Here is a 21,022-nt window from a genome sequence, read left to right on the forward strand (position 1 = left end):
AAAGCAAAGTTTGAGTTGGGGTCAGATTTTGAAGCGTCAAGGTAACAGATAGTCACTCGTGTTTCGCCCTGCAAGCAGAGCAAAAGCCGGCGCCGCTTCTATCACTGCCTCTGTTATATTTCTGCCAAAAACGCATAAGCAGCATCATTAAAATCCCCAAAACCAGCCAAAAAGTCCGAGTATCTCGTTTAGCCCATCCTTTGCTAGGTCCGTATCAGCTTAACCAAGCAACTGAAACAGACTTAGAGCTATGAACTTCAATAACTTCACCATCAAGGCCCAGGAGGCCGTGCAGAAGGCCACCGAAATTGCCGGCGGCCATCAGCAGCAGGCCATCGAAACGGGCCACCTCCTGAAAGCCCTCTTTCAGGTGGATGAAAACGTGACCGGCTTCCTCGCCAAGAAGCTCGGCGCCAACCTCAATATCCTCACTCCCCGCCTCGATGCCCTGGTAGAAGCCTACCCCAAGGTAAGCGGCGGCTCCCCCTACCTCGCCAACGAGGCCGCCAACGCCGTGCAACGCGCCAACAACTTCCTCAAGGAGTTCGGCGACGAGTACGTAGCCGTGGAGCACCTGCTGCTGGCCCTCGTCGATGGCCGCGACGCCACGGCTACCCTGCTCAAGGACACGGGCTTTAACCTCAAAGACCTCAAAGCCGCCATCAAAGAGCTGCGGGGCGGCCGCAAAGTCACCTCGCAGTCGGCCGAGGACCAGTACCAGAGCCTGAACCGCTACGCCCGCAACCTCAACGAGCAGGTGCGCACCGGCAAGATGGACCCCGTTATCGGCCGCGACGAGGAAATCCGCCGGGTACTGCAGATTCTCTCCCGCCGCACCAAAAACAACCCCGTCCTGCTCGGGGAGCCCGGCGTCGGCAAAACCGCCATTGTGGAGGGCCTGGCCCAGCGCATCGTGGCCGGCGACGTGCCCGAGAACCTCCGCGAGAAAGTCATCATGTCGCTCGACATGGGTTTGCTCATCGCCGGGGCCAAGTACAAGGGCGAGTTCGAGGAGCGCCTCAAGTCCGTCATCAAGGAAGTCACCGACTCCGAAGGCCAGATCATTCTGTTTATCGACGAGATGCACACCCTGATCGGGGCCGGCGCGGGCGGCGACGGCGCCATGGACGCGGCCAACCTGCTCAAGCCCGCTCTGGCCCGCGGCGAGCTGCACGCCATCGGCGCCACCACCCTCAAGGAGTACCAGAAGTACATCGAGAAGGACAAGGCCCTGGAGCGCCGTTTCCAGGCCGTGATGGTAGACGAGCCCAGCACCGAGGACGCCATCAGCATCATGCGCGGCATCAAGGAGAAGTACGAGCTGCACCACGGCGTGCGCATCACCGACGACGCCGTCATTGCCGCCGTGGAGCTGTCCAGCCGCTACATCACCGACCGTTTCCTGCCCGACAAGGCCATCGACCTGATGGACGAGGCAGCCGCCAAGCTGCGCATCGAGCTGAACTCCATGCCCGTGGAGCTCGACGAGGTGCAGCGCCGCATCATGCAGCTGGAAATTGAGCGCGAAGCCATCCGCCGCGAAGACAACAAGGACCGCGAGGCCGTGCTCAACCGCGAGCTAGCCGAACTGGGCGAAAAGCGCGACTCGCTCAAAGCCCGCTGGGAATCAGAGAAAAACGTGCTCAACGACATCCAGGAGCAAAAGGAATCCATTGAACGCTTCAAAGTAGAAGCCGAGCAGGCCGAGCGCCAGGGCGACTACGGCCGCGTAGCCGAGCTGCGCTACGGCAAAATTCAGGAAGCCGAAGCCAAGCTCAAAACCCTGCAGGAGCAAGCCAACGCCAACAAGGACGGCGGCTCCATGCTCCAGGAAGTGGTAACCCATGAAGACATTGCCGAGGTAGTAGCCAAGTGGACGGGCATTCCGGTGAGCAAGATGCTGCAGTCGGACCGCGAGAAATTACTCAACCTTGAAGCCGAGCTAGGCAAGCGCGTAGCCGGGCAGTCGGAGGCCATTGCGGCCATCAGCGACGCCGTGCGCCGCTCCCGCGCCGGCTTGCAGGACCCCAAGCGGCCCATCGGCTCGTTTATCTTCCTCGGCACCACCGGGGTGGGTAAAACCGAGCTGGCCAAGGCCCTGGCCGAGTACCTGTTCAACGACGAGAACAGCATGGTCCGCATCGACATGAGCGAGTACCAGGAGCGCCACGCCACCTCGCGCCTAATCGGGGCGCCTCCCGGCTACGTGGGCTACGACGAAGGCGGGCAGCTCACCGAGGCCGTGCGCCGCAAGCCCTACTCGGTGATTCTGCTCGACGAAATCGAAAAGGCCCACCCCGACGTGTTCAACATCCTGCTGCAGGTGCTCGACGACGGCCGCCTCACCGACAACAAGGGTCGGGTAGCCAACTTCAAGAACACCATCATCATCATGACCTCGAACACCGGCGCCGACATCATTCAGCGCAATTTCAAGGAGCTGAACGAGTACAACCACGAGGAAGTGGTGGACCGCACCCGCGAGGAAGTGGTAGAGCGCCTCAAGCAGCACATGCGCCCCGAGTTCCTGAACCGCATCGACGAAATCGTGATGTTCCAGCCGCTCAAGCGCAAGGAGATTCGCAAGATTGTCGACATCCAGTTCAAGCAGATTCAGCAGCGCCTGGAAGAAGCCGGCATCCGCCTGGAAGCCACCGACGAGGTGCTGGACTTCCTCGGCGAGGCCGGGTTCGACCCGCAGTTCGGCGCCCGCCCCCTCAAGCGCGTGCTGCAGCGGGTAATCCTGAACGAGCTGTCAAAGGAAATCCTGAGCGGCAAAGTCTCGAAGGACGCCGTGGTGGAAGCCGTGCTCGAAGATGGGCAAGTGCATTTCAACAACGTGGACGTGGAAATCCCCGGCGTGTAATCTCATGCTGAACAGCTGATAAAAAGCCCTGCCAGTACCCGTACTGGCAGGGCTTTTTTCTTACTCACTAAGCTTTGTCGCCACTAACCCAAAACGGTTGTCATGCTGAGCTTGTCGAAGCATCTCTACCGCTTCGTTGAATCGGTGCAGGCGAAGCGGTAGAGATGCTTCGGCTGCGCTAAGCAGGACGCTCTAAAGGTGCAAAAGGCCGTTTTGTACTTACGCTACGCTTACCCTACCACGCTATGGAAACCCTCAAACGCTACCTCCGCCTCCTTGGCCTGATTGCCATGCTCCTATTGGCTGCCGCGGGCGTAGGCCTTACGGGGGCCGCGCCCATTCACCAGAAGCGGGAACGGTTTATCGACACCGCCTCCCAGACAGAGCAGGTAGACAAAAAGGAAAGCCAGGAGGAAAATAAGCTGGGCCAGGAGTAGGCAGGTGTATTCCCTGGCTTCCAGGGCAAGAACCGCCTTGGGTTTGGGTAGTTAAAACAACCGCTTGGCTACTTCCTTTTCAGAAAGAAGCGTGGTTTCAGGCGGCGGCGCAAATCATCCGGCAGGCGCTTGCCTTGGCGTACCAGCTCTATCATGGCCGCTTCGCGCTGGGAGCTGAAGCGTACCAGCTTGCTTACCCCGTACGCCTCCACTACTCCAATGATGGCAACGCCCGTGAGAATCCCGCCGGCATCGGCTTTATCCCGGGTTACCACAGTTCCGTAACTCGTGGTTATCGTTTCTTCCTGGCTGGCCGCCAGCAGGCTGCGAAGCCCTCCTACTCCCCCGCTTATCATCCAGCCAAATCCGCCCGTGCGGCGCCGGCCATAAAGACGCTGGATTGCTTGTACTGTATCGTTGACGGCCCGTGAGTACTGCGTGGGCCAATCATCGGCGGACCCGGTCGTAGCAGCGGGCGTACGGGTCGAGTCGGGAGTGGCCACCGTCTGGGCATGGGTGGCGGATAGCGTACCGACGCAAAAAAGCAGACACAATAAAGTTGGACGCATAAATGGCAATTGGGATACGAAGTAATTGGCTGTGCAAGGTAGCCGGTGCGGCTTGGCAAACCCGCCGTGACGGACCTTATTTTTTGTAGGCAGCCCCGGTTGGAACTGCAGGGTCAAACGCTACGCAAGCCGTAGCTTTGTCTTATGGCCTCCACGTTCCAGACCTACCTCCAACTCGGTTTCTTCCACATCTTCAACCTGCAGGCCTACGACCACCTGGTGTTTCTGCTGGCCTTGTGTGCGCCCTACGTGCTGCAGGAGTGGCGCCGCGTGGTGGCGCTGGTCACCAGCTTCACCCTAGGCCACTCGCTCACCCTGGCCCTGGCCACCCTGAACGTGGTGCAGTACTCGCCCCAGGCTATTGAGGTGCTGATTCCGGTAACGATAGTGCTGACGTGCCTGCTCAACCTAGCTCGTGCCGGCCGCCCTACAACCCGGCCGGTGTTGCGCCCGGCGCCGGAGCCGGTGGTGCTGGCCTGGCCCAATCTGCTGGCCGCCGTGTTCGGGCTGATTCATGGCCTCGGGTTTTCCAGCTACCTGCGCGAGCTGCTGGGCCACCAGAGCCGCCCGGTGCTGGAGCTGCTGGCGTTCAATGTGGGTGTGGAGCTGGGTCAGCTGCTGATTGTGGGGCTGATTCTGCTGCTCGGGGCCCTGCTGCTGCGCGGCCTCAGTGTAGCGCGCCGCGACTGGCTGCTGGTTGTCAGCGGTGCTGCTCTCGGCATTGCACTGGTGCTGTTAGTGAAATAGTGAGCTGGTGAGTTGACGTTTTGTTGGCGCAGCTCCTATATAGAGTGGCTTGAACGTCAAAATTACCAGTTCACCATCTCTCCACCCGTGCAACTTCTGGCACTTTGCCGGTGACTTTACCTGTTATCTGCCGGTTTTCCTGTACTTTTTCGCCCCGCAACCCGCATTTTCTCTTTTCAATGCTAAAACATTTGTTACGCTCGGCCGCCGTGGCCGCGCTGGCTGCCGGCCCCTTGGCGGCCCAAACCACCAACTCCGGCACCGATAAGTTTGCCCAGTTGGGCACTGAGCTGCCCACGCCCAACACCTACCGCACGGCCTCCGGGGCGCCCGGCAGCCAGTATTGGCAGCAACGCGCCGACTACAACATCCAGGTGAAGCTGGATGACGAGAAACAGGCCATTACCGGCTCGGAGGACATTACCTACACCAATCTCTCGCCCGATGTACTCACTTACTTGTGGGTGCAGCTCGACCAGAACATCATGGACAAAACGTCCATCACCCAGGCCACGGAGGTGGGTGAGCTGTCGGATAAGATGTCGTTCCGGGGGCTGGAGTACCTGATGAACTCGGACTTTGACGGGGGCTTCAAGATTTCGGAGGTGAAGCTAAAGGGCGGCAAGGCCCTGCCGCACACCATCAACCACACCATGATGCGCATTGACCTGCCCACGCCCCTGCGGCCCAAGCAAGCCGTGACGTTCAGCATCAAGTGGAGCTACAACATCAACGACCAGCTGAAAATCAACCAGCGTAGCGGCTACGAGTATTTCCCCGAAGACAAGAACTACCTCTACGAAATTGCCCAGTTCTACCCGCGCATGGCCGTATACTCCGACTTCCAGGGCTGGCAGCACAAGCAGTTTCTGGGCAGCGGGGAGTTTGCCCTGCCTTTCGGCGACTACCGCGTGAGCATCACCGCTCCCGCCGACCACGTGGTGGGGGCTACCGGCGTACTGCAGAACCCGGGCGACGTGCTGAGCGCCGCCCAGCGCCAGCGCCTCGAAAAAGCCAAGAACACCAAAACGCCAGTGCTCATCGTGAGCCAGCAGGAGGCTGAAGCCGCCGAGCAGAAGCGCGCCAAAGGCACCAAAACCTGGACCTACGCCGCCAAGAACGTGCGCGACTTTGCCTGGGCCTCTTCGCGCAAGTTCATTTGGGATGCCATGCAGATCAAGCAGGCTGGCAAGCCCGTCATGTGCATGAGCTACTACCCCAAGGAAGGCAACCCGCTCTGGGGCCAGTACTCCACCGAAGTGGTGGCGCACACCATCAAGACCTACTCCCGGTACACCATCGACTATGAGTACCCGGTGGCTATTTCGGTACACGGCCCGGTGGGCGGCATGGAGTACCCCATGATCTGTTTTAACGGCGGCCGCCCCGAGAAGGATGGCACCTACTCGGCGGAGCGGAAGTACGGCATGATTTCGGTGATTATTCACGAGGTGGGCCACAACTTCTTCCCCATGATCATCAACTCCGACGAGCGGCAGTGGACGTGGATGGATGAGGGTCTGAATACCTTCGTACAGTACCTCACCGAGCAAGAGTGGGAGCGAAACTACCCCTCCCGGCGCGGCGAGCCGAAGCTGATTGTGGACTATATGCGCACCGGCAAAAACGTGCAGACCCCCATCATGACCAACTCGGAATCGGTGCTGCAGTTTGGGCCTAATGCCTACGCCAAGCCCGCTACCGGCCTCAACATCCTGCGCGAAACCATCTTGGGCCGTCAGCTTTTCGACTACGCTTTCAAGGAGTACGCACGCCGCTGGGCCTACAAGCACCCTGAGCCCGCCGACTTCTTCCGCACCATGGAAGACGCCTCCGGCACCGACCTCGACTGGTTCTGGCGCGGCTGGTTCTACACCACCGACCACACCGACCTGGCCATTGAGAACGTAAAGTGGTATACGGTTGACTCGAAAAACCCCGAAATCGAAAACGCCCGCAAGCGGGAGCTGCTGAATGCCGCGCCCAAAACCCTGTCGGAGCAGCGCAACCTGCAGGACATCAAGCGCACCCTGGTGGACGACAAGCCCCAACTCAAGGACTTCTACAACTCCTACGACCCACTGGCCGCCACCGAGGCCGACAAGAAGCGCTACCAGGATTATGTGGCCAAGCTCACGCCTGCGCAGCAGCAGCGCCTCAACAGCGGTCTGCATTTCTACGAGGTGAGCTTGAAAAACCTGGGCGGCCTCACCATGCCCGTGGTGGTGCAGATGACCTACGAGGATGGCAAGCAGGAAGTAGTGAACATTCCGGCCGAAATCTGGCGCATCAACAACGCGCAGGTAACCAAGGTCTTCATCACCGAAAAGCCGGTGGTGAGCTTCGTGCTGGACCCCTTCCTAGAAACTGCCGACACGGACCTGAGCAACAACGCCTTCCCACACCGGGCCGCGCCCTCGCGCTTCGAGCTGTTTGAGCAGCAGCAGCGCGCTCAGCCCAACCCCATGCAGCAAACCTCCCTGCAGAAGCTGGAGCAGAAGCCTGCTGGCACTACCGGCACGGGCGGCAATTAATTGCGCATTTTCCGCTAGCTTTCAACAGCCGGGCCCACTGGGTTCGGCTGTTTTTGTTAGCTCGCCCATACTCATTCTATGCAGGCTACGCGCACGGCAACCCTTCAGGCACTCGTTCTTGGTGATGATGACGAAACGGCGGATGACGCTTTCGAGGAGCTGACCGAGTTGGGCGGAGAAGAAGTGTTCCAATTCTTGCTGCAGCTTCTGGAAACAGATAAGCCTCTGCTACGCAACCGTGCGGCTGGTAGCTTGCGGGACTTGGCCGACCAGCGGGCTATTCAACCGTTGCTGGCAGCCATTCAGAAACCCGCCAACCACGGCCGCAATGGTACGCTGGTGTACGCGCTGGCTACCCATGACTGCTGCTATCTGCTGAAAGACTTATGCCTAATTGTCTTCTATCAGGGCTACGAAGCTAAGCACATGGCCCTCGATATTCTGGAGGAGCAGGAATTTGTGTACTCCGAAGAAGACGTACAGGAAATCCGGCGACTCTGGGAGCAGGTTCGCCAAAAGCCCGACCGCGCCCTACAGGAAATTGGCCTCAACTGGATAGAGAAAATAATAGAAGAACTGTAACAACACACCTATACAGCTTTCTGTATGACTCTCCATTGGTGGAGGCTTCCAAACCTCCTGATGTTCGCGGTTCTGCTCCTCAGCAGTTGCCAAAGCAATACTCCGCCGGACACCTCGGCTACCGCAGATACTGCAGTTCTCCCGTCGACGCCCTCACCTCCCGACTCCACCACCCTGCAACTGCAGGAGCTGCTGACTTTATATCCGCTGCTGAAGCTGCCCATCAAGGTTTCCTCCCAGAAGCTAGATGATGACCCATCAGCGGCTAGCTCCCAGCCCATGCACGGCCAGCTGATTCCGCCCCGCTTGCTGCCGCTATTTGGCGAGTATATAGAGGCCAACGGCGAGGAAGTATTTGCGGTGGGGAAAATCCCGCTTCCCGATCATCGTTTGGCCTTGCTTACCCGCGTACCGGGCGAGTATTTTTCTTCCCGTATCCGGCTGTTTGTCCTGGCTGAATCAACCGGACGTATCAGTGCCGATCTGGAGCTTGCGGAAACGTTCGGAGACGCCGGTGACGCTTACATACGCACCAGCCTGGTAGAATCAGCCCCCGGCGGCCTATCCGTTACAATTCAGCAGCAAACCTGTCACCCCTTGGATGAGGAACTGACCGATATTGCCTGCACGGATTCGGTGCTGGCTTACCAGCTACACAACCAGCTTATTCGCGTATACCGCAAAAAAGCACCTTCTTCCTAACCTCTCACCCCGAAAACAAACTACTCCATGGGACTTCTCGACGGCCTCCTCGGCAACGCTTCGGAAAACGACGCGCAAGAGATTCAGCAGGAACTGAACCGCATTCTGGCCGCCGGCGAGCGGGTGGAAAAAGCCTACGCCATCCTGCGCGACCAGATCATCTTCACCAACCAGCGCCTGCTCCTGGTTGATAAGCAGGGTGTGACGGGCAAGAAGCGCGAAATCATGAGCATTCCCTACCGCAGCATCGAGCGGTTTTCGATGGAAACCACCGGCCACTTCGACCTGGAATCGGAGCTCTATATCTGGGTACGCGGCATGGAAGCTCCCATCGGCCGCACCTTCCGCAACGACCAGAATATCTACGACGTGTACCGCGCCCTGGGCGAGTATGCCCTATAGCAATGAGGTAGTGAAATAGTGCGTTTGACGTTCTATCCGCGCAACCTGCGCAGACGGAGCCAGTAGAACGTCAAACTTACTATTTCACTACCTCACCATTTCACCACTGATGCCCCGCTTTTCTTCTGCCCACACCCTGGCCTTGGCCCGCTTGCATCCGCTCATTCCGGTTTTCTACCACGCACAGGAAGACTACGCCCGACGGGTGCTGGCTGCCAGCTACGCGGCCGGCGTGCGCCTGTTTGAGTTTACCAACCGCGGCAACGACGCCCATGCCATCTTCACCCGTCTGCAGCGCTTCGTGGAAGCCGATTACCCCGACCTGCTCCTGGGTGCGGGCACTATCTTCACCCCGGAAGAAGCCGGCCGCTTCATCGAATCCGGGGCCGATTTCATTATCCAGCCTGTGTGCAGCCCCGATGTGGCCGCTGTGTGCCGCAGCTACGACCTGGCCTGGCTGCCCGGGGCCCAGACGCTGAACGAGGTGTATGAAGCCCACCGCCTGGGGGCTACCATCGTTAAGCTGTTTCCATCGGCCTACCTCACGCCGGCTTACCTGCAGATTCTGCGCGGCCCGCTGCCTCACCTTCCCCTCATGGCCACCGGTGGGATTCAGCCTACGGTAGAGAGTCTACGCGAGTGGAAGCAGGCTGGAGCTACCTGCGTAGGCATCGATGCCCGCCTGCTCGACACCACCGAGCCCACACGCCTCACAACTCAGCTCACGGAGCTGCTGGCCGTATTGCAGCCGGATTAAGTAATACAGTAAGAGGCTCATCCTTCGACTGCGCGGACGTCAGAAGTCGCATACAGTCTCGTGACTTATGTTTTCACGCTTGATGACTGCACTTTGAGGAGCATAGTAATTGTTAGTCGCTGCTTGCAACTTTTGCCTGACACCCCGGCTCTCTTTAGTACACTTCTAACCCACTATGCTCCATGCCTAAACTCCTTACCCTGCTAACTCTGGGCCTGCTGTCGTTCGGGGTGCTGAGCGGCTGCGAAGAAGACGAGGAAACCGCCACTGTCCAAGCCTCCTGCACCACCGTGAAAGTGCTTGGCCGCAGCTGCGACGGTACCATGCTTCAGCTTCCGACGGACATTAATCTTGGCAAAACAATCACCATTGAAGGCGTGAGCTACGCCAACGTGGTAGCTACCTACTCGCAGGTGCCGGCCGAGCTGCCCGAGTCGCAAAGCTTCCTGACGGGCCTGCGCCTGGCCACCGATGCGGAAGCCCCCGACCAGGCCTGCATAGCTATTTATACCTCGTACGATCTGGACCGGGTGATTCTGACGGCCCCCAAATGCAAGAGCGAAGGGTGGTGCGGCACGCCGAACCAGTAAGCCCTCTAAGGACCTTTCCGCCGCCACTAATCCGGCCATTTTCCCCTTTTTTTCGGGTGAAGGTGGCCGGTTGCCGTGCAGGGCGCTGCATCTTTGCCGTTCAGCCCCTAGCTATGTCCGATTCGTCGTTGTGGAGTGAAGTCGAAGTTGCGGCCGTGCGCGGCCAGTCGGTGCTGACGGTGAGCCGCAACGTGCAACCCCTGAAACTCCTGAGCCCGCGCACCGCTACCAGCAGTTGCCACGTGGTGCTCAGCAGCTATGGGGGCGGGCTGCTGGCCGGCGACGTTATCCGGCTGCGCGTGGCGGTGCAGCCCGAGGCACGCCTGCTGCTGAGTACTCAGGCCAACACCCGCGTGTACCGCTCCGATGATGGTGCCGTGGCCGAGCAGCTCACGGAAGCGCACGTAGCGGCTGGTGCCCTGGCGGTGGTCCTCCCCGACCCTATCGTGCTCCAGGCCCAGAGCCGCTACCGCCAACACCAGCACTGGCATCTTGCCGAAGGCGCCTTGCTGTTGCTGGCCGACTGGTTTCACTCCGGCCGCATCGACAGCGGGGAGCAGTTCGCCTTTACCGAGTACCAATCGGAGCTGCGGATAAGCCAGGAAGAACGCCTCATGGTACTTGACCGGTTTGCGTTCCGTCCCGCAGAGCACATTGCCACCTCACCCGCGCACTTCCGGCAGCACCAAACGTCCCTGGCCGTCTACCTCGCTGGCTCCCCCAACGACGCCCGGTTTCAGCAGCTGGCCGCCGTGCTCCAGGCCCAGCAAACCCAAACCCGCGCCGGCCTGCCCGTTGATGTCTCAGCCCACGACTGCGTAGTGGCCGTAACGCAGGCCCGCCCCGGCGTGCTCCTGCTACGGGCCCTGGGCACCAGCCGCGCCGCCCTGCAGCCCATCTACGACCAGTTGCACCACGCGCTGGCCGCACCAGAGCTGCTGGGCTTCGATGCCGGATTGCGAAAGTATTAAGGAAGACAGCACGTCATGCCTCGGCTGCGCTCGGCATGAGGTCCAGAAGACGTACGTCTTTTTACCTTCTGTCCTCCCGCACGGCTTCCAGTGCCTGAGCTTTGGCAGCGTGGATGTGCTGAATAATCTCATCGAGGCCGACGCCGTGCAGGGCGCGGGCGAAAAGGAATGGGCCTTCGCCGCGCATGCGACGGGCGTCGCGGTCCATCACGCCGAGGTCGGCGCGCACCAGCTCGGCCAGGTCGGTTTTGTTGATGACCAGCAGATCAGACTGGGTGATACCGGGTCCACCTTTGCGCGGCACCTTGTCGCCGCCCGACACATCGATGACGTAGATAGAATAGTCGACCAGCTCGCGGCTGAAGTGCGCGGCCAAGTTGTCGCCCCCGCTTTCCACAAACAGGTAATCGAGTTTGTAGTCGAAGCGCTGCATGAGGCCTTCCAAAGCATCCATGTTCAGGGATATATCTTCCCGAATGGCCGCGTGCGGGCAGCCGCCGGTTTCCACACCCACAATCCGATCTTCGCTCAAGGCACTGTGGCGGATCAGAAACTCGGCGTCTTCGCTGGTGAAGATGTCGTTGGTGACCACGCCCAGCTCAAACCCGTGGCGCAGCCGCTCGCACAAAGCTTTCAGCAGGGCCGTTTTGCCGGTGCCCACGGGCCCGCCTATGCCCACCGTAAAGGCCCGCTTGCGGAAGTTGCGGTGCGGGGGCAGGCGCCGGGTTTCGCGCTGGGTGTAGTCGCCGGGCGAGTCGTATTGCTCGTGGGCATGGCCGTGGAGGAGCAGGGCAAGCTTATCGATGAAAGGCATCTTCTTGCTGTTTTGCAGTGTCAGTTGTTAATCAGCACGTCATGCTGAGCGGAGCCGAAGCATCTCTACCGCTTCGTTGCGGTCGTAATCCAACGAAGCAGTAGAGATGCTTCGGCTCCGCTCAGCATGACTGTTTAATGTTGTATTAATTCTGAAACAGGCGGGAGTAGACGTGTTCGTGCAGCATCTGAGCCGTATCGAGCAAGCTGGCGGAGCGGCTGGCCGTGCGGTGGTCGAGGTGGGCAACGTCGGCCAGCAAGTCGTCGAAAATGGTGTAGAACTCATGCTGAAGCCGGTGCCCTTCCATGGGACCCAGGCAACCCAGCCGGATGGCCGCACTGACTTGGTCACGCAAAGCCAGATGCAGGTAGAAGGTGTGGGCTTCGACCAGCTTGTAGTCCAAGCGCCGCAGACTCAGGGCCAGGACCGGCACGAAATGCCCCGGCAACTCCTGAGCCACCAGCAACTCCCCCAACTCCCGCAACCCAGCCGCTGGGTAAAACGACTGGAGCAGTTGCAGCCAGGTTTTGCCCTGGGTGAGACTGGCTTTGTGCATGGCGGGTACCAGCAGCTGGGCATCGTATTCGAGCAGGATATCAGCCAGCGCCTTGGTTTCCAGCGGCCAGGCCAGAGCGTAGCAGGAGTTCAGGAACGGAATTTCCAGCCCCACAGCCTGCTGCAGATACGAGTACAGGTAGTGCCGCAGCCCTGCTGAGTCGCGCACCAGCCCAAACGTGCGGCTGCTTTCTAGCCCGTAGGAATACGCGAAGCCCCCCGTCGGCAGGGCCGAGTCGGCGAGGTGGAGCAGGCGGGCTATATGCATGGAAAGCCGAAAAGGCAGAACCGATGGAGCAAAATCAAGGGCGCACGTTGGCGAATGTACCCGCAGTCAGCACGTAATCCTTCTGGTATATGGTACCAGCCAACTCAGTGCGCCGCCCCGAGAAGCTGCCTGAGAAACTGCCGTCACTGTTCGGCTCTAGGGTCGCCATGTCGTTATCGAAGGGCGCGTCCTGTGGGTGGTCACTGTTCTTGAAGAAGATGTCAGCCACTTCATAAGCCGTGTTGGGGCTGCTGCTCGCCTTGTAAAAAAGCACGTGCAGGGTTTCGGCGCCGCTAGTGGGTTGCGGCGTGGTTGTGCATATCATTTCCAGATAGTCGTAGCCTGCATCTGTGCTGGCGGCAGCGCGCACCTGGCAGGTCACCTGCTGGCCATTGAGCTGGTAGCTGGCTGTTGGCGCAGGGGTTGGCTCATCATTTTTCTTGCTTGAGCAAGCTGCCGCGTTCCATAGCAGCAGCCCCATCAAGAGGGTTAAAGCAAACGAGCGTAAATACATAAGTAAAAGGTGCTGTGTGTAAGCCAAAGTTTGGATAAAGATGGCACGAATATGAAAGCTTAAAACAGATTGTAAAGCTGCGCCAGGGGCAATTTTTCTGCAGGCTCACAGGTCAGGTGCACGCCGTCCACGGTCACGCGGTAGGTTTCGGGGTCTACTTCGATGTTGGGTAGGTAGTCGTTCAGGGCCATGTCTTTTTTCGTCACGCTGCGGCAGCCCTGCACAGCTACGACTTGCTTGCGCAGGCCGTAGGAGCCGCGTACATGCTCCACCGAGGCCCCCGACACGAAGGCCAGGGACGTGCCGCCCACCGCCGCGCCAAATGCCCCGAACATAGGCCGCGAAAACGAAGGCTGGGGCGTGGGAATGGAGGCGTTGGCGTCGCCCATCTGGCTGCGCACAATCACGCCGCCCTTCACCACCATTTCGGGGCGGGAGCCAAAGAAAGCAGGTTTCCAGAGCACCAGATCGGCCAGCTTGCCCAGCTCCACGGAGCCTATTTCCTGGGCAAAGCCGTGGGCGCGGGCGGGGTTGATGGTGTACTTGGCAATGTAGCGCCGGGCGCGGAAGTTGTCGGCGGTGCCGGCGGCGTCTTCGGGCAGGGCGCCGCGCTGCTGCTTCATCTTATGAGCCGTCTGCCAAGTGCGCGTCACCACCTCGCCCACGCGGCCCATGGCCTGGGAGTCGGAAGAAATGATGCTGAGCGCGCCCATATCGTGCAGGATGTCCTCGGCGGCAATGGTTTCGCCCCGGATGCGGCTTTCGGCAAAGGCCACGTCCTCGGGAATGTTGTGGTCGAGGTGGTGGCACACCATGAGCATGTCCAGGTGCTCGTCAATAGTATTCTTGGTGAAGGGCCGCGTGGGGTTCGTGGAGGACGGAATGACGTTGGGCTCCCCGCAGATTTTGATGATGTCGGGGGCGTGGCCACCGCCCGCGCCCTCGGTGTGGTAGGCGTGGATGGTGCGCCCCTTGAACGCGCCAACCGAGTTTTCCACGAAGCCGCTTTCGTTGAGCGTATCGGTATGGATGCACACCTGCACGTCGTACTGCTCGGCCACCTGCAGGCACTGGTCGATGGCCGCGGGTGTGGTGCCCCAGTCCTCGTGCAGCTTGAAGCCCAGCGCCCCGGCCGCAATCTGCTCGTGCAGGCCCTCGGGGCGCGAGGAGTTGCCCTTGCCCAGAAACCCGAAGTTGAGCGGAAACGCGTCGGTAGCTTTCAGCATCATTTCGATGTAGAACGCGCCCGGTGTGCAGGTGGTAGCGGTAGTACCTGCGGCCGGCCCGGTGCCGCCGCCCAGCATGGTGGTCAGGCCCGAGGCTAGGGCCTCTTCAATCTGCTGGGGACATATAAAGTGGATGTGACAGTCGATGCCCCCGGCCGTCAGAATCAGGCCTTCTCCGGCAATTACTTCGGTGGTAACGCCCACCACCATCCCGGGCGTGACGCCGGGCATGATGTGCGGATTGCCGGCCTTGCCAATGCCGCGGATGCGCCCGTGCTTCACCCCGATATCGGCCTTGTAGATGCCGGTGTAGTCGAGCACCAGAGCGTTGGTGATGAGCAAATCCAGGGCTTCGGCCTGCGGAATGCCGACAGCTTGGCCCATCCCGTCGCGGAGGGTTTTGCCGCCCCCGAACTTGCACTCCTCGCCGTAGACGCAGTAGTCCTGCTCAACTTCGATGAGGAGGTCGGTGTCGCCCAGGCGCACTTGGTCGCCGGTAGTTGGGCCGTACATATCGGCGAACGCGCGCCGGTCGAGGGAGAAGGACATAAGATTCAGATCTTAAGCGCGGGTTTAGGAATTCTACTCAATTATATGAGAGCAAATGATTCTCGAATGTCATGCTGAGCTTGTCGAAGCATCTCTACTGCTCGTCTATCACCAAGTCCATTCCCTCATATGAATTGAATAAATGGTAGCCACAATGCTCTGTGAAAACAGCTATTTCTTTAAACTCGGGAGCTTCAATAACGAAGGCATACCTGAACTCAACTTTAGAATCATCTTCGAATGTAATGCGCACCACATTACCGTTTGGGAAGTCTGAGGCACCCAATGACCTATGGTCACTTCCTTTCGCAAGCAAGTAATCTTGCAACCTTATTTTCCAACGTTCTGGCAAATCAGCTTGGCGCATCGGCTCTTTTTAGGCATATAATATTGAATGTTACTGGTAGCGACGAAGCGGTAGAGATGCTTCGACTCCGCTCAGCATGACATTTACAGGCACTCTATTCTCAATCCACCTTCCCATTAATCAACCCATTCCCGCCGTACACAATCCGCTGCCCGGCCAGGGCTACGAGCGTCACGCGCTTCCGCTCGCCGGGCTCGAAGCGCACGGCGGTGCCGGCGGGAATGTTGAGGCGGAAACCCCGGGCGGCGGCGCGGTCGAAGTCGAGGGCGGCGTTGGTTTCGAAGAATGGGTAGTGGGAGCCAACCTGGATGGGCCGGTCGCCGCGGTTGAGCACGTCCAGCGTGAGGGTTTCACGGTCTTCGTTCAGGATTAGGGGTGCCTGCTGCAAGTGGTATTCGCCGGGTTCCGGGGCGGCTTCGGCGGCAGCGGGCGGCGCAGTGCGGGTGAGGCCGGATCCGTACAGGGCCAGCTCGGGCGAACCGGCTTCGCGGCAGATGGGCTGGTGTACCGTTACGAGCTTGGTGCCGTCAGGGAAGGTGCCTTCCACCTGCACCTCGGCCACTAGGCCGGCCACGCCGGGCAGCACGTCGCGTAAGCCCAAGATCTGCTTGCCCTTGTTCATCAGGTCGGCCACCGATTCGCCGTCGCGGATAAACTCCAGCAGCTGGGTAGCCAGTAGGGCCACTGCCTCGGGGTAATTGAGGGCCAGGCCGCGGGCGTAGCGCTTCTGGGCCACCACGCCGGCCTGGTGCAGCACCAGCTTATCAAGGTCTTTGGGGGAAAGGTGCATGGGGTTTAAAACTTAGATAGTAGCGCTTAGAGGTTAGAAGCGGATGGGGAAACACGGGAGCTAATAGGAGCAGGCGTGGAACGAGTCTGGGCTTTAAGCTCCCGATTCTCCGCTCTAAACAGATTCCCGTAAATCATCCAGCTGCCGTAGCCGATGCTGAGCAAGGCTGACACCACGACCATGCCCGTGCGCAGGCCGTAGCTGAGCCGCATGCGCTGGGTGAAGGGGATGCTTACCAGCGCGGCCGCGCCTAGCATGCCCGCCACGGAGCCCAGGCCAAACAGCAGCAGATAGGCTACGCCCAGCCAGGTGGTGCGCATGCTGCCCATGAGCAATACTACCAGCGCCCCGCTGCCCGCCAGCCCGTGCACCAGTCCTACCGCATAGGCCGCGCCCCGCTGATAGCGCGGCGGCTTGGTTTGGTATTGGTTTTTGTCGGTGAGGCGGCTGAGGCCCATGAGCAGCAGCATGGCCCCTACCCCGGCCTCAAAGTAATTGGCGTGTTCTACTGCCGATTTGCTGGCAAGTAGCGCCCCGCCAAACAAAACGAGCGTGGTGGTGTGGCCCAGCCCCCAGAAAAGCCCCTCGCGCACGGCCAACAGGCGGCTGTCGTGGCGGGCCACCAGGTTGGTAACGGCAATCAGATGGTCTGCCTCAAACGCGTGCCCCATTCCAACCAGGAAGGCAAACAGCAAAGGCAGCGCGTCGTGCATGACAAAACAGTCTTGATAGGAAATACGGGTCTTAAACTAAGGGTATTTATTAAGACAGTGAGCATAATTCAGCAAACAGGCCATAAAAAAAATACCCCTGCCGCACTGACAGAGGTATTTAATTTTGAAATCATCTTATAAGCCGCACCTACTAAGCCTGGGGCGTCTGGATGGCGGGCGGCGGGGCGTTGTACTGGGGCGTGGCGTTCTGCTGCTCGGCGGGGCGCTTGCCTTTGTCGTCCTTCATATCGCGGCGGTTGAAGGGCCGGATGATAAGACGCAGGGCTTTATCGGCGGTGAGGTAGCTGAAGGCCCAGTCGATGAAGGCTACTACTTTGTTGCGGAAGCCTACCAGCGTCATCAAGTGCACAAACAGCCACGTGAGCCAGCCCAGGAAACCGCTGAAGTGGCCTTTGGGCAAATCGACCACGGCTTTGTTACGGGCCACAATGGCCATTACGCCCTTGTTATTGTATTTGAAATCGACGGGCGTCTGGCCTTTGGCGAGGCGGCGGAAGTTGTCGGCCAGGTGGTCGGCCTGCTGCATGGCCACGGGCGCCAGCATGGGCAGGCCTTTGGGCATGTCTTCCGTCACCATGTTGGCCACATCGCCGATGGCAAACACGTTGGTGAAGCCTTCCACCTGGTTCCAGCGGTTCACGTTGATGCGCTTGTTACGGGCCACGACGTTCTCCGGAATGCCCGGCACGGCAGCGCCATTCACCCCAGCCGCCCAGATCAGGTTTTCCGTCGGGATGAATTCAGTATCGGAATAGTAGGCCTTGCAGTCTTCAAACCGCTTGATGCTAGTGTTGAGCAGAATGTGCACGCCCAGCTCCTTGAGGTACTCATAGGCCTCCCGCTGAGACTGCGGCGACATGGGCCCCAGCAGCTCCGCGCCAGCTTCCACAATGGTAATCTGCATGTGCTGGAAGTCCAGCTCGGGGTAATCCTTGGGCAACACGCTCCGGCGCATTTCGGCCAGGGAGCCGCTGATTTCCACGCCGGTGGGGCCACCACCTACTACCACAATGTTAAGCAAGGCCTGGCGGGCGGCGGGGTCTTCGGTGAGCAGGGCTTTTTCCAGGTTCTGGAAGATAAAGCTGCGTAGGTTCAGCGCGTTCGGGATGCTCTTGATCTGCATGCCGTTGCGCTCTATGCTCTCAATCCCGAAGAAGTTGGTGAGGGAGCCAGTGGCCAGCACCAGGTAGTCGTAGTGAATGTCGCCGATGTTGGTGTGGACGGTGTTGTTGGCCGTATCCACGCGCGACACATCGGCCATGCGGAAGAAGAAGTTCTTCTGCCCAGCAAAAATCTTGCGGATGGGATAGGCGATGCTGTCGGCCTCCAGGGCGCCAGTGGCTACCTGGTAAAGTAAGGGCTGAAAGTTGTGGTAGTTGTTGCGGTCGATAACCACCACCTGCACCGGGTCGTGGCGCAGTTCCTGCGCGAGGCGCAAACCGCCAAAGCCACACCCGACGATGACGACGCGGGGCTGGGAGGTAACCGGAAGATTAGTATCCATAGGGAGAGAAGCTTGCTGCAAGGTCAAACAGTAGCTGTACCGTGAAACCGGAGTTCTGGTTACCGTGCAGCTTGCCTTAGCGGCAAAATATAGGGGCCGAACAATACAAAAGGCCAGCGCGGTTCTATCCGCGCTGGCCTTCTGCTGATAGGAATCTGACGATGCGTTAGTAGTCCACTCCTTCTTTTTTCTTGAACTCGCCTTTCTTCACTTGCTGAATGAGCTGCAACCAGCTGAAGGGGTTCAACAGGGGGTTGTTGGCCTGCACCGAGGGGCCAAGGCCCATGCGGCGCTGCTGCTCTTGCTGCTGCTGCTGCATAGTTTGGCGGTAGTTGCCCACACTGGTCACGGGTGCGTTGTTAAAAATGCGCCGCATGATGTCCTCGTTCAGGTTTTCGGCCGTGGCCGAGCCTCTTTCCTTGGGCAGCTTGAGGGCCAGGAAGGCCCGTTTGAATTCCCGCTCGGTGGCGTAGGGGAAGATGCGGATTTCGGGAAGTACGGTGGCGTCTTCCTTGAGCGACACAATTACGGAGTAGCTCTGGCGCTGGTAATCGGCCGGAATAACTACGTACTGGTTGCGGTAGCCCAAAGAGCGAATTACGATACTATCCCCGGCCAGCACGGGCAGGGAAAAGTAGCCGTAGGCGTTGGTGGCGGTGCCGCGCCCGGCCTGGGGCACCAGCACGGAAGCACCGGGCACGCCCAGCAGCGAGTCGCCGGTGGCTACGATGCCGGTGAACTGCACCACCTGGCGCTGGCCCTGGGCTTGCGCCTCAATGGGGCGGCCCAGCCAGGCAGCCAGGAGCAGCAACCCAGCTAAAACAAAACGAAATCGAACCACTTCAGACATACAAAACGAACCTGACTACAAGTATACGGCGCTTTCGGGGCACTCCCCGCTTTGGCGTAAATTTGCGCCGGCCCCGTGCCGACCCTCCTCTCCCCGTTGCTACACAAGATGCGCCTGAAACATTTCTCCGTTGCATTTGGCCTGCCAATTTTTAAGGCCCTCGGCGACGAAAGCCGGGTGCGCATCCTGCATTTGCTCTGGCGCAACCAGGAAATGTGCATTTCCGACTTGGAACAGGTGCTCGACTTCACTCAAACCAAAACTTCCCGCCAGCTGGCCACCTTGAAAAGTGCCGGCCTCGTGAGCTTCCGGCGCCTCGACAACTGGGTATTCTACTTCATCAAGGACGAAGCCCTGGATTTCGTTCAGCAACTGCTCAGCTACATGGAGCGCGACACGCAGCTGGCCAAAGACCAGAAGATTTACCAGACGCTCTGGTCGAACCGAGAGCTGGCCGCGTATAAGCTGCAAAACCGCCGCTGGACGGGCACCGCCGAGTCCGACGAACGTGGCTAACTGCTGCCCTGGCGCCCTTGCTTTTTCTATGAAGTCTGTTGTCCGATTGTTTGTTTGCACTGCCCAGAAAGATGAAATCGGCAAAGACGTAGCGCGGGCGCTGAAAATTGAAGTCAAGAAACAGGGCCTGAAAAGCCTCTTCAGCGGGGGCGAAAAGCACAAAATACGCGTGCAGACCTGCAACTGCCTCGACCTGTGCAAGCACTGCAAGAAAGGCCCCGGCGCTGCCCTAGTTGTATACCCGGAAGGCCCCGTGTACGGGGACGTCAAGCCCCGCGACGCGGCCGACATTGTCCAGCACCTAAGCGAAGGAAAGCCGGTGAAGCGCCTGCTGCTGGATTGATTGTCAGTGAGGTCAAGCCGAATAAGGCCGGACTAATTCGCCTGTTAGCTGTTCTAGTACCCGTCAACTCATTACGCCTTCGTGAAATACCATCACCTCTTCTTTGATCTGGACCACACCCTGTGGGACTTTGAAACCAACGCCGACGAAACCCTGCGTCACCTGTTTGAGCTGCACAACCTGCAGCGCCACGGCATTGCGGTGGAGAAGTTTATCCAGGTGTACTCCGATATCAACCACGGCCTGTGGCGGATGTACCAGAACAACAAAATCACCCAGCAGCAGCTGCGCGTCACCCGCTTTCCGCGCACCTTCGTGCAACTGGGTTTGCGCGAGGAGGATACGCCAACGGGCATCTCCGAGCAGTTCACGGATATTCTACCCCTGAAGTCGGCCGTGTTTCCCTACACCTACGAGGTGCTCGACTATCTGCAGGCGAAGGGCTACCACCTGCACCTGATTACCAACGGGTTCAGGGACATCCAGTATGTCAAGCTCAACTCTTCCCGCCTCACCGACTACTTCCAGGAAATAGTAACGTCGGAATGCTGCGGGCACCTCAAGCCTGATGCGCGCATCTTTGCCCACGCCCTGGAGCGCACCGGCGCTACTGCCCCGGAAAGCCTCATGATTGGCGACAACCTGGAGTGCGACGTGCTGGGTGCCCACAATGCCGGCCTCGACCAGGTGTACTTCAACCCCGAAAAACGCCGCCACTTCAACCAGATTACCTACGAAATCAGCTGCCTGAGCGAGCTGAAGGAGATTTTGTAGGTTATACCTGCTCTCCTGAGCCCCACCGCTGGCATAAACAGTTTATTCGAGCGGCAGTACT

At 59.4% G+C, this 21,022-nt stretch carries 23 protein-coding genes; 13 read left to right on the forward strand and 10 right to left on the reverse strand.

What is annotated here, in order from left to right:
- Nucleotides 1–250 precede the first annotated feature (250 nt).
- The gene (gene clpB / locus I5L79_RS11475; RefSeq protein ID WP_196955198.1) at nucleotides 251–2,866 is read left to right on the forward strand and encodes an ATP-dependent chaperone ClpB; all 2,616 of its coding nucleotides are present in this window, start codon (nucleotides 251–253) and stop codon (nucleotides 2,864–2,866) included.
- A 245-nt stretch (nucleotides 2,867–3,111) separates the two neighbouring features.
- Nucleotides 3,112–3,303, forward strand: coding sequence for a hypothetical protein (locus tag I5L79_RS11480; protein WP_196955199.1), 192 nt, complete (start codon nucleotides 3,112–3,114; stop codon nucleotides 3,301–3,303).
- 68 nt (nucleotides 3,304–3,371) lie between these two features.
- Here the strand turns inward: I5L79_RS11480 and I5L79_RS11485 are convergent, their stop codons facing one another.
- Nucleotides 3,372–3,872, reverse strand: coding sequence for a hypothetical protein (locus tag I5L79_RS11485; protein WP_196955200.1), 501 nt, complete (start codon nucleotides 3,870–3,872; stop codon nucleotides 3,372–3,374).
- A gap of 144 nt (nucleotides 3,873–4,016) precedes the next feature.
- Here I5L79_RS11485 and I5L79_RS11490 point away from each other — a divergent pair, with 144 nt between their 5' ends.
- The 8 genes from I5L79_RS11490 to I5L79_RS11525 all read left to right on the forward strand — a co-directional run bounded on the left by I5L79_RS11490 (nucleotide 4,017) and on the right by I5L79_RS11525 (nucleotide 11,157).
- The gene (locus I5L79_RS11490) at nucleotides 4,017–4,619 is read left to right on the forward strand and encodes a HupE/UreJ family protein (protein WP_196955201.1); all 603 of its coding nucleotides are present in this window, start codon (nucleotides 4,017–4,019) and stop codon (nucleotides 4,617–4,619) included.
- A 179-nt stretch (nucleotides 4,620–4,798) separates the two neighbouring features.
- On the forward strand, nucleotides 4,799–7,153 hold the full coding sequence (locus tag I5L79_RS11495) for a M1 family metallopeptidase (RefSeq protein WP_196955202.1): 2,355 nt from the start codon (nucleotides 4,799–4,801) through the stop codon (nucleotides 7,151–7,153).
- Between the two features lie 78 nt (nucleotides 7,154–7,231).
- Entirely contained in the window at nucleotides 7,232–7,735 is a 504-nt protein-coding gene (locus I5L79_RS11500) for a HEAT repeat domain-containing protein (protein ID WP_196955203.1), read from the forward strand.
- Between the two features lie 60 nt (nucleotides 7,736–7,795).
- A complete protein-coding gene (locus I5L79_RS11505) occupies nucleotides 7,796–8,437 on the forward strand; it encodes a hypothetical protein (RefSeq protein ID WP_196955204.1) in 642 nt (213 codons plus the stop codon).
- A 27-nt stretch (nucleotides 8,438–8,464) separates the two neighbouring features.
- On the forward strand, nucleotides 8,465–8,839 hold the full coding sequence (locus I5L79_RS11510) for a PH domain-containing protein (protein ID WP_196955205.1): 375 nt from the start codon (nucleotides 8,465–8,467) through the stop codon (nucleotides 8,837–8,839).
- A gap of 109 nt (nucleotides 8,840–8,948) precedes the next feature.
- Nucleotides 8,949–9,596, forward strand: coding sequence for a beta/alpha barrel domain-containing protein (locus I5L79_RS11515; RefSeq protein WP_196955206.1), 648 nt, complete (start codon nucleotides 8,949–8,951; stop codon nucleotides 9,594–9,596).
- Nucleotides 9,597–9,778: 182 nt separating this feature from the next.
- Complete coding sequence (locus I5L79_RS11520; RefSeq protein ID WP_196955207.1) at nucleotides 9,779–10,186, forward strand: hypothetical protein; 408 nt, start codon at nucleotides 9,779–9,781, stop codon at nucleotides 10,184–10,186.
- A 113-nt stretch (nucleotides 10,187–10,299) separates the two neighbouring features.
- Nucleotides 10,300–11,157 (forward strand): urease accessory protein UreD, encoded by an 858-nt coding sequence (locus tag I5L79_RS11525; protein WP_196955208.1) that lies wholly within the window; start codon nucleotides 10,300–10,302, stop codon nucleotides 11,155–11,157.
- Nucleotides 11,158–11,218: 61 nt separating this feature from the next.
- On the opposite strand, the gene ureG is transcribed toward I5L79_RS11525, so the two are convergent.
- From ureG to I5L79_RS11570, 9 genes are all read right to left on the reverse strand, one after another.
- The gene (gene ureG / locus I5L79_RS11530) at nucleotides 11,219–11,971 is read right to left on the reverse strand and encodes an urease accessory protein UreG (protein ID WP_196955209.1); all 753 of its coding nucleotides are present in this window, start codon (nucleotides 11,969–11,971) and stop codon (nucleotides 11,219–11,221) included.
- A 145-nt stretch (nucleotides 11,972–12,116) separates the two neighbouring features.
- Entirely contained in the window at nucleotides 12,117–12,794 is a 678-nt protein-coding gene (locus tag I5L79_RS11535) for an urease accessory protein UreF (RefSeq protein WP_196955210.1), read from the reverse strand.
- A 34-nt stretch (nucleotides 12,795–12,828) separates the two neighbouring features.
- Nucleotides 12,829–13,275 carry a hypothetical protein gene (locus tag I5L79_RS11540; RefSeq protein ID WP_196955211.1) on the reverse strand — a complete coding sequence of 149 codons (447 nt, stop codon included), beginning with the start codon at nucleotides 13,273–13,275 and terminating at the stop codon, nucleotides 12,829–12,831.
- Between the two features lie 92 nt (nucleotides 13,276–13,367).
- Nucleotides 13,368–15,083 carry an urease subunit alpha gene (gene ureC, locus I5L79_RS11545; protein ID WP_196955212.1) on the reverse strand — a complete coding sequence of 572 codons (1,716 nt, stop codon included), beginning with the start codon at nucleotides 15,081–15,083 and terminating at the stop codon, nucleotides 13,368–13,370.
- A 94-nt stretch (nucleotides 15,084–15,177) separates the two neighbouring features.
- Nucleotides 15,178–15,450, reverse strand: a complete 273-nt coding sequence (locus I5L79_RS11550; RefSeq protein WP_196955213.1) for a hypothetical protein — start codon at nucleotides 15,448–15,450, stop codon at nucleotides 15,178–15,180.
- Between the two features lie 100 nt (nucleotides 15,451–15,550).
- Nucleotides 15,551–16,240: an urease subunit beta gene (locus tag I5L79_RS11555; RefSeq protein WP_196955214.1), complete on the reverse strand. Its 690-nt coding sequence runs from the start codon at nucleotides 16,238–16,240 to the stop codon at nucleotides 15,551–15,553.
- A 26-nt stretch (nucleotides 16,241–16,266) separates the two neighbouring features.
- Nucleotides 16,267–16,953 carry a HupE/UreJ family protein gene (locus tag I5L79_RS11560; protein ID WP_196955215.1) on the reverse strand — a complete coding sequence of 229 codons (687 nt, stop codon included), beginning with the start codon at nucleotides 16,951–16,953 and terminating at the stop codon, nucleotides 16,267–16,269.
- A 151-nt stretch (nucleotides 16,954–17,104) separates the two neighbouring features.
- Nucleotides 17,105–18,478, reverse strand: coding sequence for an NAD(P)/FAD-dependent oxidoreductase (locus tag I5L79_RS11565; protein WP_196955216.1), 1,374 nt, complete (start codon nucleotides 18,476–18,478; stop codon nucleotides 17,105–17,107).
- Between the two features lie 166 nt (nucleotides 18,479–18,644).
- The gene (locus I5L79_RS11570) at nucleotides 18,645–19,289 is read right to left on the reverse strand and encodes a carboxypeptidase-like regulatory domain-containing protein (protein ID WP_231403056.1); all 645 of its coding nucleotides are present in this window, start codon (nucleotides 19,287–19,289) and stop codon (nucleotides 18,645–18,647) included.
- 147 nt (nucleotides 19,290–19,436) lie between these two features.
- Here I5L79_RS11570 and I5L79_RS11575 point away from each other — a divergent pair, with 147 nt between their 5' ends.
- From I5L79_RS11575 to I5L79_RS11585, 3 genes are all read left to right on the forward strand, one after another.
- Nucleotides 19,437–19,844, forward strand: coding sequence for an ArsR/SmtB family transcription factor (locus I5L79_RS11575; RefSeq protein ID WP_196955218.1), 408 nt, complete (start codon nucleotides 19,437–19,439; stop codon nucleotides 19,842–19,844).
- A gap of 28 nt (nucleotides 19,845–19,872) precedes the next feature.
- Nucleotides 19,873–20,187 carry a (2Fe-2S) ferredoxin domain-containing protein gene (locus tag I5L79_RS11580; protein WP_196955219.1) on the forward strand — a complete coding sequence of 105 codons (315 nt, stop codon included), beginning with the start codon at nucleotides 19,873–19,875 and terminating at the stop codon, nucleotides 20,185–20,187.
- A gap of 81 nt (nucleotides 20,188–20,268) precedes the next feature.
- Nucleotides 20,269–20,961 (forward strand): YjjG family noncanonical pyrimidine nucleotidase, encoded by a 693-nt coding sequence (locus tag I5L79_RS11585; RefSeq protein ID WP_196955220.1) that lies wholly within the window; start codon nucleotides 20,269–20,271, stop codon nucleotides 20,959–20,961.
- Nucleotides 20,962–21,022 lie beyond the last annotated feature (61 nt).

The sequence above is a fragment of the Hymenobacter guriensis genome (assembly GCF_015773195.1).
Taxonomy (GTDB): Bacteria; Bacteroidota; Bacteroidia; order Cytophagales; family Hymenobacteraceae; genus Hymenobacter; species Hymenobacter guriensis.